Origin of the sequence: Flavobacterium sp. UBA7682 (assembly GCF_002482945.1) — a bacterium.
Classification (GTDB): domain Bacteria; phylum Bacteroidota; class Bacteroidia; order Flavobacteriales; family Flavobacteriaceae; genus Flavobacterium.
This window is the reverse complement of the sequence record NZ_DLGY01000051.1, coordinates 1-14,698: the sequence shown is the minus strand read 5'-3', so window position 1 is coordinate 14,698 and position 14,698 is coordinate 1. Positions and strand designations below refer to the sequence as shown.

Below are 14,698 nucleotides of genomic sequence, written 5' to 3'. Positions count from 1 at the left end.
ATTAATTTATGAATTTGGATTTTTTCTAATTCGGATTGGTGTTTTTGTTCTTTCCTCTTCCGATTTCCGACTTCCGGCTTGGGAGGATTTTGGCAAACTCGCTTCTTCCGTTTTGCTCGAAGGTTCAATTAATTTATTCAATTGCTTGATTTCGTCATCGGTTAAATCTCGGTATCGACCCACATGAACATCTAAGGATATATTGATGATTCGTGTTCTTTTCAGTGCTGTAACTTCGTAATCCAAATACTCACACATTCTGCGAATTTGGCGGTTCAAACCTTGGGTTAAGATGATTCTAAATACGTATTTGCTAATTTGCTCGACTTTACATTTTCGGGTAACAGTGTCCAAAATCGGAATGCCGTTACTCATTCTTTCGATAAATCTGTCTGTAATTGGTCGGTCAACCGTTACTACATATTCCTTCTCGTGGTTGTTTCGTGCCCGCAAAATTTTGTTGACAATATCGCCGTCGTTGGTCATAAAAATCAAACCTTCACTGGCTTTATCCAAACGACCGATAGGGAAAATACGTTTCGGATAATTGATGTAATCCACAATATTGTCGCGTACATTTTGATTCGTAGTACACTCGATACCAACAGGTTTGTTAAAAGCCAAATAGACCGGTTTTTCTGTTTTTTCGCGAATGAGTTTGCCATCGACACGGATTTCATCAGCTGAGGAAACTTTGGTGCCCAACTCGGGTACAATTCCGTTGATGGTAATTCGACCTTGTTCCAATAGTTTATCGGCTTCGCGACGTGAGCAAAAGCCACTTTCGGACAGAAATTTGTTGATACGGGTTTGATTGACTTCCATATTACTTCGTACGATTCGACCTAACGGTCTCGAGTGGCAAATATAACATAATTAAGAATACTGTTTCTTGATAAGTCGTTGATAAATTAGCGCCAAAAAGATAAAAAAAGACTTTGTAGGTATTAAGATTTTGTTATTTTTACCGACATGAATATACGTGGAAAATTAATAATAATAGGTGGCGCTGTTGATAAAGGTAGTTTCACTGAAACCGATTTAGATAAAAGTGCGGCAAAGAATTTAAACTTTTTTGAAGCCGGCATTTTAAAACGAATAATTGAAGAATCTAAACATAAAAAAGAATCTCGCATAGAAGTCATTACAACGGCTTCAAAAATTCCTAGGGAAATTGGACCGGAGTATGTGAAAGCCCTTCATTATTTAGGAGCAGACAATGTTGATGTGCTCAATATCGAAAGACGCGAACAAGCTTCTGATCCAGAAGTTTTAGCCAGATTAAGAGCGGCCGATGTGGTAATGTTTACCGGTGGTGATCAATTGCGATTGACTTCAATCCTTGGCGGAACACCGTTTCATGATATTATTTTAGACAAATACCATAACGAAGAATTTATCTATGCCGGAACTTCTGCCGGTGCTGCTGCGGCTTCTAATAATATGATTTACCAAGGAAGTAGTAGTGAAGCTTTGTTAAAAGGCGAAGTAAAAATCACTTCCGGATTGGGTTTAATTGACGGTGTCATTATCGATACGCATTTTGTACAACGCGGCAGAATAGGTCGGTTGTTCCAATCGGTTGTCGGAAACCCTAAAGTTTTAGGCATCGGATTAGGAGAAGATACCGGTTTGTTGATTACGCACAATACTAAAATGGAAGCCATTGGTTCCGGATTGGTAATATTAGTTGACGGAAGAGAAATAAAAGATACTAATTTAACGCAAGTAGAATTAGGTCAACCGATTTCTATCAATCATTTGGTGACGCACGTTTTGAGTATTTATGATACTTTTGATTTGACTACTTTTAAAATGACGATTAAGTCTTCACAATACGTTTAATTTAGATCGTTAGACTTCTTAAATTGTTAGAAAATCAGATGTTTTCTAAGAGTATAAGCTGTCTAAGAAGTCTAAAAATCTAACAATCTAAAATGTCTAGAATTATTATCCACGGCGGATTTTTCTCAGAATCGTCAACCAATCACGAAACTAAAGTGGCGAAACAGCAAGCGTTATTGCGTATTGCAAAGGATGCGTATGCTTATTTGCAAAACCATTCAGCTTTGGAAACGGTAGTGTATGCGACGTCATTATTGGAAGATGATGAATTATTCAATGCCGGAATGGGTTCCCAAATTCAATCTGATGGTAAAATCAGAATGAGTGCTTCTTTGATGGATGGTTCGTCTATGAAAATGAGCGGTGTGATTAATATAGAAGAAGTCAAAAATCCGGTGCAAGTGGCTCAGGTTTTATTGAATTATGATGATAAAGTTTTAGGTGGAAGCGGCGCAACGAACTTTGCTCGCCAACACGGATTTGAAAAAGTTTCTACCGAAATTCCACAACGAAGAGCAGAATATGAAGCTAAATTAGCAGCGACCGGAACCGGAACAGTTGGTTGTGTGGCTTTAGATGCTGAAGGTAAAATTGCAGTTGCCACTTCAACCGGCGGAAAAGGATTTGAAATTCCGGGACGAATCTCAGATTCGGCTACCGTGGCCGGAAATTATGCCAATGCCTTTTGTGGTGTAAGTTTAACCGGAGTAGGCGAAGACATTGTCAGCGGTGCTGTTGCAGCTAAAATTGTCACTCGTGTTACCGATGGCTTTACTTTGGCGCAAGCTTTTGAAAAAACGTTTAATGAACTCAAACCTTTTGATGGTTTTGCCGGTGCGATTGCCATTGATAATAAAGGCAATATTTTCCATCAAGATTCCCATCCGAGTATGGTTTTTGCCAGTTTTGATGGCGAGAATGAAGAAGTTTTTAATTGATAATTACAAAATAAAAAAATCCCAATCGAGAGATTGGGATTTTTTGTTAAGCATTAAGAAACTCTCAATCCGGTGCTTATCGCTAATCGGTTCCAGGAGTTGATGGTGATAATCATCATGATGATATCGGCTACATATTTTTCGTCAAATAGTTTGGCCGCATTTTGATACGTTGCCTCAGAAACATGGTTGTTAATCATGGTCACTTCTTCGGTTAAAGCCAAAATTGCTTTTTCTTCTTCGGTATACACATCAGCTTCGCGCCAAGCGTTTAAAAGATAAATGCGTTGTTCTGTTTCACCATATTTTCGAGCATCAGTCGTGTGCATGTTGATACAATAAGCACAGCCATTTATTTGTGAGGCTCTGATTTTTATCAGCTCTTTGTGAATTGGAGTTAGTGAAGTAGAAGCCAGATATTTTTCTAAACCTAGTAAGGCGTTATAAGCTTCGGGTGCTACTTTGGGCATAAGGATTCTAGTATTCATTTTGTTGTTTTTTAAAGTTCTATGCAAAGTTCCTGCATCTGTTCTCTAAAAAACTTGAACTACTTCAAGAAAACATTTTTACACTTTGCCAGCTCTTATTTTGCTCAAAAACTCAGCTGAAAAATCTAAATAGGAAGCAATCATGTATTGAGGTACGCGTTGTATAAATTCGGGAACAACGTTGTTGAAATGATGGTAGCGCTCTTCAGCAGACATAGTAAATAAAAACATAATACGCATTTGCGAAGCGGCAAAAGATTTTTGAAGTACAATCCTGAAATAGCGTTCGAGTTGGGGAATGGCTGCATAAAGTTCATCAAGATTGGTTTTGGAAATCGAAACGATTTCCGAATTCTCGATGGCTTGAATATAAAAATGAGAAGGTTTTTGAGTAGAAAAACTCATGTAATCAGTAATCCACCAGTTTTCAATTCCGAATTGCAGTGTTTGTTCAACGCCTTTTTCATTGATGATATAATTTCGAGCACAACCTTTCAGAATGAAATTTTGGTTGTTGCATACTTCACCGGCTTTCAGAAGCAGTTCCTTTTTCTTAACTGATTTTACCATCACCTTACTTAAGAGAAGTTCGATTTCGGATTGCGAAATTTGGATGTTTTTGCTGATATGTTCAATGAGTCGAGCAGGCATTTTTTTATTTTCGTGTTTCTCAAAGTTACTTTTTAAATGTAAAAATCCCAACCATTCGGTTGGGATTTTTTTATTGTTAAGTCAAATCAATTATTTAATCGTTAAAGCATTTTCTATTAAGAAAGTAATATAATTTCTGTGCGCTCTGGTGCTTTCATCTAAGGAAGACGCCGTAGCTAACATTAACTTAATTTTCTTCAGCGTTTGACGAGCAGCCGCTTTTGAGATGTCGTCATGTCTGCTTCTAGTATCAGTGATATCAGCAATTTTAGCTACTTCTTTGACAAAATACGTTTGGAGATATTGTCGGTGTAGGTTTACTTTACCCACCAAATCCGCTTTGAAAATACCATTAGTTAAATCTCCCATTACTTCAGCTACAGAATAGCTGTTGCCATACAAACTTGAATTCGAAACCCTTTGTAAAGTGGTTGGGTGAAGAATGTGACCTAGTGTAGCATCTGTTTGAATTGATTGATAAATAGCGCTTAGTTTTGGATCTTCTGTTGAAGAAAAGAAGCTAAATCCACGTCTTTGTAATTGTAAATAAGGATACAATTGAACGTCAACATCGAAAGCGTCCGGTGCGAAAACATATTTATTTAAGATATCAATTGCTCTTTTTTGTTGGGCTTCCGTTACAGGAGTAAAAGGTTTTTGAGTAGTATTTTGACCGACAAAACTTCTGTCAACAAAAACGCCACCAACATAACGGCTTACTACAGCAGCCATGTTTCTTCTTTGGTTATTTAACATTCCGTATCTCGATCTTAATTCGGCATAACTTTGTCCGGTTTTGCTGTATTTTGTTTTCAATTTGGCCATTACATTGTTCACCAATTTGAATCTTTCTTCAGCATTTCCAACAGCATCACTACTTAAGTCGTTAACCATTACTCTAGGATCAATGGCTTTACCCGGAGATCTCATGTCATCAGCATCATTTCCAAATGTCAAATTAGGATCAGTACTTCTACTTAAGATTTTGGCTAATTCCTCTTCTTCTGAATTTTCATCAAATTCTTTGTAACCATATTCAATAGCCCAAAGGTCATATGGCCCTGGCTTTGTAGTATAGTAATTTCCTTGTTTGCTTCTGTCTAAAGAAAGGTTGATAGCAGGATAATCCATTACCGAACCGATAAGACCAATTTTTTCAGTGATGGCTTTATTGTGTAAGTCGGCCGGACTTAACATTTGGCTTGATTTCATGTTGTGGTTCAATCCTAAAGTATGTCCCATTTCATGTAATACCAAATAATATAAAAATTCTTCGTGTACTTTTAGCATAGTTGCGGCGTCTTCTCCATAAGCTTCTGCCATTGTTGTACCCATTAAGAACTGATTTTTAAGTTCGTTCGCCAATGTACAAGCCGTTCCGTCATTGTGGAAATAATGGTCAAGATGTGCATTAGATTCTGAACCAGGTCCTGAAAACAATTCGTCTAAAGCAGGAGAATTACTTCCTGAAGCCCATTCAATTGTAATATCGGCTCCTAAAATTTGACCGGTACGCGGATTCGCAAAACTTGGTCCAATCGCACCATAAGGAGGATTAGCTGAAGCTACCCAACGAATTACATTATAGCGCACATCACCTGCATCCCAATCGGCATCATCCGGCTGGATTTTCATTACGACTGCATTTTTAAAACCTGCTTTTTCAAAAGCTTCGTTCCATTTGTTTCCGGCATTAACAACGGTTTCTCTGTATTCTAAAGGAGTTGTATTTTCAACCCACCAAACGATTGGTTCAACCGGTTCGCTTAGGAAAGCAACAGGATCTTTTTTAGTCAAATACCATCGGTGAATAATATCTCTGTAAGGCGTTGGTTTTGTGCTGGTTTGGTCATTGATGGTTTGTCCAAAATAACCAACACGCGGATCATCTCTGCGGGATTTGAAATTGTTAACCGGGATTTCCAGAAAAGTATGTTGGATGCGAACACGAACATAACGTGCATCGGTAATATCTTCGCCACCACCATTTAAAGGTGCCGGATTGTCATAAGCCAAATCAACCAAAACATCGGTATTGTTTGGGTAAGAACGAACGCTGTGGTACTTTGATTTAGCCGCATTGAAATTACCTAAATTAAAAACAGCTCCGGGAGGAATTCCGGGAGGCATTATGGGTTTTACAGGATCTAATTTTTCACTGAGGAATAAGCCATCAGCGGCAATCAAATATCCTGTGCTGTCTTTGGCTACAATTTTTTCAGCTAAGAAAATGGCTTCAGCAATGTCGGTTCCCGCTGTTTTGCTGACTGCATTGTTTTTATCGTAGTAAAAGCTGGTGTTGACTAAACCAAATTCGATTTTGTCATTGGCTTTTTTAATGTTAAAGATATTGGTAGCTCTGTGCATGCTTTGGTTCAAACCTAGCATTGTTGGTCCGTTCATCGAATAACTTTGATAAATAAACTCTTTGTCTAATTGGTTCTTTTTGATAAAAAGTTGGATGCTTCCCGTTACCGTGTCTTGGTAAATGGTAAAAAGGCCTTCCGTTTTTTTGCTGGTTTTTATCTTGTCTGCGATGGAAACCTTGGCTGGCTTTTTGTTTTTAATGGAATCTGCTTTTGCAGCAGCAGCTTCTTTGTCATTTTTCTTTTTCCGATTAGATTTGTCTTGTGCCTGTGACAAACCTGAACTCAAAAGAACTGCTAAAGAAAGAATGAACGTAAGTCTAATTTTGTTCATAGTTTAAAATTTAATAGATTGATGAATAAGGTTAAGTGTTAGAATTAAAACCAACCAATTTACTACATTATTTGATGTGTCAAGCAAATGTTATGATTTTTTTAACGGGTAAAATTCTGGAACAAAAAAATCCCAATCATCTGACTGGGATTTTTATATGATAATCTGTTTGAAATCTTTTAATAGTTGAAGATTTCTTCCAAAGTCACTTCTTCAATTTGCCCTAATTTTTTGAGCGCTTCAAAGTCTAAACTTTCTTTTTTACCAATAATGGCGGTGTTGTAATTTTTAGTTTTTACTTCCTTATTGAAAAAATCGTTGGTAGCGTCTAAAGTCAACCCTTGGATGTCTTTGTAAATGTCTTTGCGAATGTCATAATCGAAGCCTAATTTTTTCAAGTTGAGTTGGTTAAAGAAAATACTAGTTTTGATTATTCTGCTTGACGCGATTTGTTTCAAACTTGATTCTTTGGCATTATTGAATTGCTTGTCAATTTTGGGCATATCCGACAATAAAGCATTAATGGCTTCAACCGCTTGAGGTAATTTATTGGCTTGCGTTCCGATAGCTACTTGCATGTAATCATTTAGGTTTTTATCATTAGCCATGACATAATTGGCACGAGCCGAATAAGCCAAAGATTTGGATTCTCTAATTTCTTGGAACACGATGGAAGACAAGCCCGAACCAAAGTAAGAGTTGAATACATTTACTGTTCCTGCTACTTTAGCATCATATTTTACGCCTTTAGCCACTCGGGTCATTTCGGTTTGAACCATATCGTAATTGGCAAAATAAACTTTGTTGGTGGTTTCCGGTTCAGGATATTGCTTAGGTGCCGGAATAGGTTTGTTGGCCGCCAAATTGTGGTGCTTTTCTAAAGCTGCTATTATTGGATTTAGATCAGTTCCGTAGAAGAAAATTTGGTGTTCGTAATTGGTCATTCCTTTAACCAAATCAGTTAGTTTGGCCACGTCCATTTCTTTTAATTCTTGTTCAGAAATGATATCTCTGAAGCGTGAATCTTTACCGTATTTAGCATAATTTACCAAGGCGTTTAAGATGTTTTCTTTGCGTTTTTTAGCATTGTTTCTGGCGTTTAAAATGCTTTCCACTTGGGTTTGATATACTTTCTGATCCGGTTTTACGTTTTTCAGTAAGTCTTCCAATAAAGCAATTCCTTTTGGTAAATTATTTTCTAAACCTGAAAGCGATATGTAAGTCATATCATTAGTAAAGTTCACTGAATAAGAGATTCCGATTTTGTAGAACTCTTTTTTCACGTCTTCCGAACTCATTTTGTCAGTGCCTAAATAATCTAACATTCCGGCCGCCAATTGTAATTTTTTGTCATGGTCAGACCCCATATTGAAGATATAGTATACACTAGAAATGGTGTTCGTATTGTTTTTGATAAAACTAATATTGGTGTTTTTTACCTTTTTGGTTTGGATTGCTGATTTGAAATCAACAAATACCGGCGCTAAATCAGTGGGTGTTTGCTTGGCAAAATCTTTGTAAAACTCAGATTGTGCTTCACGATTCAATTGAATCGGAGTGATTTTTGGATTAGAAACACGAACCAGTTTATCATTCACACCTTTTCTTTTGTAAACAATTACGTAGTTGTCTTTGAAAAATTCGTTGGCAAATTTTACGATATCGGCTTTGGTGATTTTTGAATACTCATTGATTTCGGCTAAATTTTCTTCCCAACTTCTGCCTTGAATAAAAACGCGGTATAAGCTTGTTGCTAATCCATCGCCTGATTCATAAGCTTTCATTCGATTCACTTTCATATTGTTTACGATGGCTTGAATCATCCACTCGTCGAATTCACCTTTTTTGATTTTAGCTACTTGAGAAAGCAGTAAGTCTCTTGCTTCTTCTAATGTTTGACCTTCTTTAGGCGTAATGCTCATGCCTAAATAGCCATACTCGTTGAAAGTAGTGCTGAAGCCACCGGCATTCAGGGCCAATTGTTTTTGGTTGATGTTGATGTCTATTAAACCAACATCACCGGCATTTGACAATATTTCGGCTACCATTTCGGCCAATTGTGCTTCTTTGGTTCCGTCGCCCGAAGTTCTCCAAGCCATGTTCAAACGTTCTGCAGTAGGACTTTTAACTTCTCTCGAAACGATAGCTGTCATTGGTTTTTCAACCACTTTTTTCTTCATTGGCAATTCTTTGTATTGGAATGTGCCAAAGTATTTGTCCACCATTTTGATGGTTTTATCGAAATCTAAGTCACCAACCAATACTACGGCCATATTATTCGGGACGTAATACATGTCGAAATAGTTGTGAATAGCGACCATGGAAGGATTTTTTAAATGTTCCGATTTACCGATTGTGGTTTGTTGACCATAAGGCGTATCCGGAAATAAGGCAGCCATTAATTCGAAGTTTACTAAACGACCATCGTTGTCTTGCGAACGGTTGAATTCTTCGTAAACGGCTTCTAATTCGGTGTGGAAAAGACGCAACACCAATTCGGAGAAACGTTCTTTTTCTACAATCATCCATTTCTCTAATTCATTAGCGGGAATGTTATTTTTATAAACGGTTTCGTTGAGTGACGTGTGTGCGTTTGTTCCTTTGGCGCCAAGCGATGAAATGAGTTTGTCATATTCATTGGCTACTGAATATTTAGAAGCTTCTTGAGAGACTTGATCGATTTGTTTGTAAATGGCAATCTTTTTTTCAGGATCGGTTTCGGCTTTGTGTTGTTCGTACAGGTCTGAAATTTGAGCGATGAGTTTTTGTTCGGTTGCCCAATCTTGCGTTCCAACTTTGCTGGTTCCTTTAAAAACCATATGCTCTAAATAGTGTGCTAATCCTGTATTGTCCGCAGGATCATTATTGGAACCGGTTCTTACGGGAATATAAGTTTGAATTCTTGGTTCGTCAGTGTTTTGGGCTAAATAGACTTTTAGGCCGTTTTTCAGGGTGTAAACTCTAACGCCTGTTTTGTCATTTTTTACAGTTTCATAAGTATAGCCTTGACTATCTTGCTTCTTTTCTGTGGAAAAACTTTGTGCTTTAATTGTAGTTACTGCGAGCAGCAAACAACTAACTAGAATTGTTTTTTTCATAAATGGTTTAGTTTAGTCCAAAAATAGGGAAACAAATGTTTTATTTTTAAAAACAAATGTTAAAATGAGTTGGTATGATTGGCTGTTGATGATAAAGAAGAAGATTGTTTATTGGTCAACTTGAAGTCTAAGTTGTCGCGTGAGCGATGGGAGCGAAGTACCGTGTACTGCGGACAGCGCGACCCTTGTGGTCACGCCATAAAAAAAGTCCCAACAATGCGTTGGGACTTGGTTTTATTCGTTGGTAAATAAGTATACCAAAGTGGTGTTCGAGAAGGTGACGCCGTCAGAGGATTGTTTGACTTTAAAACGACCTTCCTGTATGCCGGAAAATTGAAACCAAAGCGTTGTTGTCGTTCCGGTTCCGCTGTCGTGAATGACTTTCATAATTTTTTGGTCTTGGTCTTCCCAGGTCCAAGTACCGTTATAAAAAACGCTAACACCTGAAATCACTTGGTGTTGTTGGTAGGCGCCTGTGGAATTAAAAAACAAATCTGGAGCCGGATTTGTATTATTACTTTCGTACCACCATCTGTTGTACAATAAGCTGACATCTCCGTCAGCAGTGCTGTTCTCTTTGGAACAACTACTGCCCAAAGTGACAGTAAGTAGTAAGAACAATGTTTTGATTAACGATTTTGTTTTCATGGCTTTTTTTTGTCAAATATATGTGAAATAATAAAAAATCCCAACCTTTCGATTGGGATAAATGTTATTCGTCTGTATCAGAATAGTTGACAGGTTGACTGTATGTGGCTCCGTCATCAACGGATTGTTTTACTGTAAAACTATTTTCTTGTATGTTTGAGAATTTGAACAAGACTTCAGTTACTGCGTTTGGTCCGGTTTCATATGAAACTTTCATTATTTTTTGACTTTCGTTTTCCCAAGTCCATGTTCCTGTATTTGAAAATCCGGCGCCTGCAAAATTTAGATATTGTTGATAGGTTCCGTTACTATTAAAATACACATCAGCAGTGAAATCATTAGTATCGTACCACCATTTATCAAATAGTTGTGTAACATCGCCACCGGAAGAGCTACTATCACTAGAACAACTACTCAGTAAGTTAACGCAAACAAAGAGTAATAATAAAGGCTTAAAAAAAGATTTTGTTTTCATATTTAGGAATTATGGTTAAAAGGTTAGACTCCAAATGTAATAAAAATAGTTATAAAAAAAATCCCAACCTTTCGATTGGGATTTTTCTATGTAAGTAAGTTAAATTGAGTTTGTACAAACGTTTATTTTACTTTTTTCACAACAGCTTTAAAAGCTTCCGGGTGATTCATTGCTAAATCAGCCAATACTTTACGGTTCAATTCGATACCGTTTTTCTTAACCAATCCCATGAATTGTGAGTAACTCATTCCTTCCAATCTAGCACCGGCGTTGATACGCGTGATCCATAGTGAACGGAAGTTCCTTTTGTTTTGCTTTCTATCACGGTAAGCATAGCACATGGCTTTTTCTACTGCGTTTTTAGCAACTGTCCAAACGTTTTTACGACGACCAAAGAAACCTTTGGCTTGCTTCATTATCTTTTTTCTTCTTGCTCTTTTAGCAACTGAATTTACTGATCTTGGCATAATTTTTCTGTTTTTTTGTAGCAGGCGTCCCGAATTGAATCAAGGGAACTTTAAAGCCATACTCCAAGGTTATTTTAAATAATTTTTTAACCTAAAGAATTTAAAAAGTTTAAAGGGAAAAGGCATAAGGCAAAAGTTTTAAAACTTATCCCTCTTTACTTTTCACTTATCCCTTATTTAGATAATTCTTAATTGTTGTTTGATACTTTTCTCATCTGTTTTGTGAACCAACGCAGAGTGAGTTAAAGCCAATTTACGCTTTTTAGATTTTTTAGTCAGGATGTGACTTTTAAAAGCGTGTTTTCTCTTGATTTTTCCAGAGCCAGTTACTTTGAATCGCTTCTTAGCACTGGATTTTGTTTTCATTTTAGGCATCTTTTCCTAGTTTATTTAATTTAACTTACTTACTTTCCTTTTTTCTTCGGAGCAATGAACATAATCATTCTCTTTCCTTCTAATACAGGCATTGCTTCTACTTTTCCGTATTCTTCCAAATCTTGTGCTAAACGCAACAATAGGATTTGACCTTGTTCTTTATAAATGATCGAACGTCCTTTGAAGAACACAAAAGCTTTTAATTTTGAGCCTTCTTTTAGGAACTTTTCTGCATTTTTTCTTTTAAATTCATAATCATGCTCATCAGTTTGAGGTCCGAAACGAATCTCTTTAACGGTGATTTGCGTTGATTTTGCTTTTAATTCTTTATCACGCTTCTTTTGTTGATAAATGAATTTTCCATAATCCATTAACTTACATACAGGCGGATCCGCATTTGGCGAAATTTCAACCAAATCTACTTCTTGCTCTTCTGCGAGACGCATTGCATCGGAAAACTTAAACACTCCCGGTTCTATATTTTCTCCTACTAAACGAACTTCTGCTACACCACGGATTAAATTGTTAATTCTGTGGGCTGCTGTTTTTTCTACTCGAGGTTGGTAACCTCTGTTGTTTCTAATTGCTATGGCTTACTTATTTAAATTAAACTTCAAATGTTTTTAATGTTTTGGCAATTTCTTCGTTTACAATTCTCGCAAATTCGTCAATTGTAACCGTGATATTCCCTTTTCCTTCTTGTCCGTGACGACGTACAGAAATCGTACCGTTTTTTTCTTCTTCCTCACCAACAATCAGCATAAACGGCATTTTTTGAACTTCTGCCTCTCGGATTTTCTTTCCAATCGTCTCGTTGCGGTTGTCAATTAGGGCGCGAATTTCGTGATTTTCTAGCAATTCTAAAACTTTTTTCGCATAATTTTCATATTTCTCACTCAAAGACAAGATAATAGCCTGCTCCGGCATTAGCCAAAGTGGGAAATTTCCAGCCGTATGTTCCAGTAAAATAGCGATAAAGCGTTCCATAGAACCAAATGGCGCTCGGTGAATCATCACCGGACGGTGTAATTTGTCATCCGCACCTTTATAAGTCAATTCAAAACGCTCCGGTAAATTGTAATCTACTTGAATCGTTCCCAATTGCCATTGTCTGCCCAAAGCATCTTTGACCATGAAATCCAATTTCGGGCCATAGAAAGCCGCTTCGCCATATTCAATTACATAATTCAGACCTTTGTCGCTGGCTGCATTGATGATGGCTTGTTCCGCTTTTTCCCAGTTTTCATCACTTCCGATATATTTATTTCTGTTTTCTTTGTCTCTTAACGAAACCTGAGCCGTAAAGTTTTCAAATCCTAACGAACCAAATACATATAATACAAGGTCGATTACATTTTTAAATTCTCTATCTAATTGATCCGGTGTACAGAAAATATGCGCATCATCCTGAGTAAAGCCACGAACACGAGTCAAACCATGTAATTCACCACTTTGCTCATAACGGTAAACCGTTCCGAATTCGGCATAACGCTTCGGTAAATCTTTGTACGACCAAGGTTTGTTGTTGTAAATCTCACAGTGATGAGGGCAGTTCATTGGTTTTAGTAAAAACTCTTCGCCTTCAGCCGGTGTGTGAATCGGTTGAAAGCTATCGGCGCCGTATTTGGCATAGTGACCCGAAGTGACATACAATTCTTTTTGCCCGATATGTGGCGTTACTACTTGTTCGTAACCTGCTTTTTTCTGTGCTTTTTTCAAAAATTGTTCTAGTCTGTCTCTTAAAGCAGCGCCTTTTGGCAACCACAATGGCAAACCTTGACCTACTTTTTGAGAGAAAGCAAACAATTCTAATTCTTTCCCTAGTTTTCTATGATCACGACGTTTCGCTTCTTCCAGTAATTCTAAGTAATCCGTCAAGTCTTTTTGTTTAGGGAACGAAATTCCGTAAACACGAGTCAACTGCTTGTTCTTTTCATCACCGCGCCAGTAAGCACCGGCAACGCTCATGATTTTCATCGCCTTGATAATTCCGGTATTTGGAATATGACCACCGCGACACAAATCAAAGAAGTTGGCATGATCACAAAATGTAATCGTTCCGTCTTCTAAATTCGAAATCAATTCAGTTTTGTACTCGTTATTTTTATAGACTTCCAAAGCTTCTGCTTTAGAAACCGAACGCATTTTAAATTCGTGTTTCTCTCTTGAGATTTCCAATACACGGTCTTCAATGGACTTGAAGTCAGCATCAGTGATTTTTTTATCGCCAAAATCTACGTCGTAATAAAACCCATTGTCAATCGCAGGCCCAAGGGTTAATTTGATGCCCGGAAATTTTTCTTCCAATACTTGCGCCATCACGTGCGAAGTCGAATGCCAAAAAGCTTTTTTACCAGCTGCGTCATTCCATGTATATAATATAAGAGAACCGTCGGTCGTTAATGTTGTTTCTGTTTCAATGGTTGTACCATTAAAAGCAGCCGAAATCACATTTCGTGCTAATCCTTCACTGATGCTTCTTGCAACATCCATTGGAGTTGAATTTTTCTCAAACTCCTTAACCGAACCGTCAGGTAGTGTAATCTTTATCATTCCTAAAATTTTATGGACTGCAAATATAGGAGATTAACAAAACACATACAATATATATAGTATAATAGTAGGAAAGATTTATTAGTAGCGAAAGGTTTGGTCTTTGTTGGTTATGGCAATTCCCGCTTTTCACTCTGCACGGCGCCGTTTCAATCGGGGCTAAAGGGGTGGCTTTTGGTTTCGTTTGTCAGGGATTTATAAAACTATTGGCGAACTGCATTTGTAAAATTCATGTTATCAGACGGTTAAAAAAAAGTTCAAAAAAGGGTTGTTTTTATTTGGATTGGGAGAAAAATAGTTTTTATATTTGCACCCCGCAAGAGAGGGAGTTCATTGAAAAGCTGGAGTAACAAGTTGGGAGAAAATTAATTTAAAAATATTTTCAAAAAAGCTTGCCAGAATAAAAAAGTTACTTACTTTTGCACCCGCTAACCGCAAGAGAGGCGATATAATAAGAAGA

The 14,698-nt window shown here is 37.3% G+C and carries 13 protein-coding genes; 2 read left to right on the top strand and 11 right to left on the bottom strand.

Annotated elements, in window-relative coordinates:
- Positions 1-6: 6 nt before the first annotated feature.
- Positions 7-825 carry a 23S rRNA pseudouridine(2604) synthase RluF gene (gene rluF / locus B3C16_RS15975; protein ID WP_291133290.1) on the bottom strand — a complete coding sequence of 273 codons (819 nt, stop codon included), beginning with the start codon at positions 823-825 and terminating at the stop codon, positions 7-9.
- Between the two features lie 147 nt (positions 826-972).
- Between rluF and B3C16_RS15970 the strand changes: the two genes are divergently transcribed.
- Positions 973-1,845 (top strand): cyanophycinase, encoded by an 873-nt coding sequence (locus B3C16_RS15970; protein ID WP_121313095.1) that lies wholly within the window; start codon positions 973-975, stop codon positions 1,843-1,845.
- A gap of 92 nt (positions 1,846-1,937) precedes the next feature.
- The gene (locus tag B3C16_RS15965) at positions 1,938-2,783 is read left to right on the top strand and encodes an isoaspartyl peptidase/L-asparaginase (protein ID WP_121313096.1); all 846 of its coding nucleotides are present in this window, start codon (positions 1,938-1,940) and stop codon (positions 2,781-2,783) included.
- Positions 2,784-2,836: 53 nt separating this feature from the next.
- On the opposite strand, the gene B3C16_RS15960 is transcribed toward B3C16_RS15965, so the two are convergent.
- The 10 genes from B3C16_RS15960 to thrS all read right to left on the bottom strand — a co-directional run bounded on the left by B3C16_RS15960 (position 2,837) and on the right by thrS (position 14,238).
- Positions 2,837-3,271: a carboxymuconolactone decarboxylase family protein gene (locus B3C16_RS15960; protein ID WP_121313097.1), complete on the bottom strand. Its 435-nt coding sequence runs from the start codon at positions 3,269-3,271 to the stop codon at positions 2,837-2,839.
- A 78-nt stretch (positions 3,272-3,349) separates the two neighbouring features.
- On the bottom strand, positions 3,350-3,922 hold the full coding sequence (locus tag B3C16_RS15955; protein ID WP_291133286.1) for a Crp/Fnr family transcriptional regulator: 573 nt from the start codon (positions 3,920-3,922) through the stop codon (positions 3,350-3,352).
- A 90-nt stretch (positions 3,923-4,012) separates the two neighbouring features.
- Positions 4,013-6,622, bottom strand: a complete 2,610-nt coding sequence (locus B3C16_RS15950; protein ID WP_291133284.1) for a zinc-dependent metalloprotease — start codon at positions 6,620-6,622, stop codon at positions 4,013-4,015.
- 179 nt (positions 6,623-6,801) lie between these two features.
- Positions 6,802-9,720, bottom strand: coding sequence for a M16 family metallopeptidase (locus B3C16_RS15945; RefSeq protein ID WP_291133282.1), 2,919 nt, complete (start codon positions 9,718-9,720; stop codon positions 6,802-6,804).
- A gap of 234 nt (positions 9,721-9,954) precedes the next feature.
- Entirely contained in the window at positions 9,955-10,368 is a 414-nt protein-coding gene (locus tag B3C16_RS15940; protein WP_291133280.1) for a hypothetical protein, read from the bottom strand.
- Between the two features lie 64 nt (positions 10,369-10,432).
- A complete protein-coding gene (locus tag B3C16_RS15935) occupies positions 10,433-10,843 on the bottom strand; it encodes a hypothetical protein (protein WP_121313102.1) in 411 nt (136 codons plus the stop codon).
- Positions 10,844-10,965: 122 nt separating this feature from the next.
- Positions 10,966-11,310 (bottom strand): 50S ribosomal protein L20, encoded by a 345-nt coding sequence (gene rplT, locus B3C16_RS15930; RefSeq protein WP_121313103.1) that lies wholly within the window; start codon positions 11,308-11,310, stop codon positions 10,966-10,968.
- A gap of 177 nt (positions 11,311-11,487) precedes the next feature.
- Positions 11,488-11,685 (bottom strand): 50S ribosomal protein L35, encoded by a 198-nt coding sequence (gene rpmI / locus B3C16_RS15925; protein ID WP_011921545.1) that lies wholly within the window; start codon positions 11,683-11,685, stop codon positions 11,488-11,490.
- Positions 11,686-11,714: 29 nt separating this feature from the next.
- Positions 11,715-12,215 carry a translation initiation factor IF-3 gene (infC, locus tag B3C16_RS15920; RefSeq protein WP_199717202.1) on the bottom strand — a complete coding sequence of 167 codons (501 nt, stop codon included), beginning with the start codon at positions 12,213-12,215 and terminating at the stop codon, positions 11,715-11,717.
- A 76-nt stretch (positions 12,216-12,291) separates the two neighbouring features.
- Complete coding sequence (gene thrS, locus B3C16_RS15915; protein WP_291133277.1) at positions 12,292-14,238, bottom strand: threonine--tRNA ligase; 1,947 nt, start codon at positions 14,236-14,238, stop codon at positions 12,292-12,294.
- Positions 14,239-14,698 lie beyond the last annotated feature (460 nt).

What these genes read in the sequence shown, in the direction of transcription:
- B3C16_RS15960 (WP_121313097.1), bottom strand. Translation starts at nt 3,271, where the DNA reads ATGAATACTAGAATCCTTATGCCCAAAGTAGCACCCGAAGCTTATAAC.
- B3C16_RS15950 (WP_291133284.1), bottom strand. Translation starts at nt 6,622, where the DNA reads ATGAACAAAATTAGACTTACGTTCATTCTTTCTTTAGCAGTTCTTTTG.
- rplT (WP_121313103.1), bottom strand. Translation starts at nt 11,310, where the DNA reads ATGCCAAGATCAGTAAATTCAGTTGCTAAAAGAGCAAGAAGAAAAAAG.
- rluF (WP_291133290.1), bottom strand. Translation starts at nt 825, where the DNA reads ATGGAAGTCAATCAAACCCGTATCAACAAATTTCTGTCCGAAAGTGGC.
- B3C16_RS15935 (WP_121313102.1), bottom strand. Translation starts at nt 10,843, where the DNA reads ATGAAAACAAAATCTTTTTTTAAGCCTTTATTATTACTCTTTGTTTGC.
- rpmI (WP_011921545.1), bottom strand. Translation starts at nt 11,685, where the DNA reads ATGCCTAAAATGAAAACAAAATCCAGTGCTAAGAAGCGATTCAAAGTA.
- B3C16_RS15940 (WP_291133280.1), bottom strand. Translation starts at nt 10,368, where the DNA reads ATGAAAACAAAATCGTTAATCAAAACATTGTTCTTACTACTTACTGTC.
- B3C16_RS15970 (WP_121313095.1), top strand. Translation starts at nt 973, where the DNA reads ATGAATATACGTGGAAAATTAATAATAATAGGTGGCGCTGTTGATAAA.
- B3C16_RS15945 (WP_291133282.1), bottom strand. Translation starts at nt 9,720, where the DNA reads ATGAAAAAAACAATTCTAGTTAGTTGTTTGCTGCTCGCAGTAACTACA.
- B3C16_RS15955 (WP_291133286.1), bottom strand. Translation starts at nt 3,922, where the DNA reads ATGCCTGCTCGACTCATTGAACATATCAGCAAAAACATCCAAATTTCG.
- B3C16_RS15965 (WP_121313096.1), top strand. Translation starts at nt 1,938, where the DNA reads ATGTCTAGAATTATTATCCACGGCGGATTTTTCTCAGAATCGTCAACC.
- thrS (WP_291133277.1), bottom strand. Translation starts at nt 14,238, where the DNA reads ATGATAAAGATTACACTACCTGACGGTTCGGTTAAGGAGTTTGAGAAA.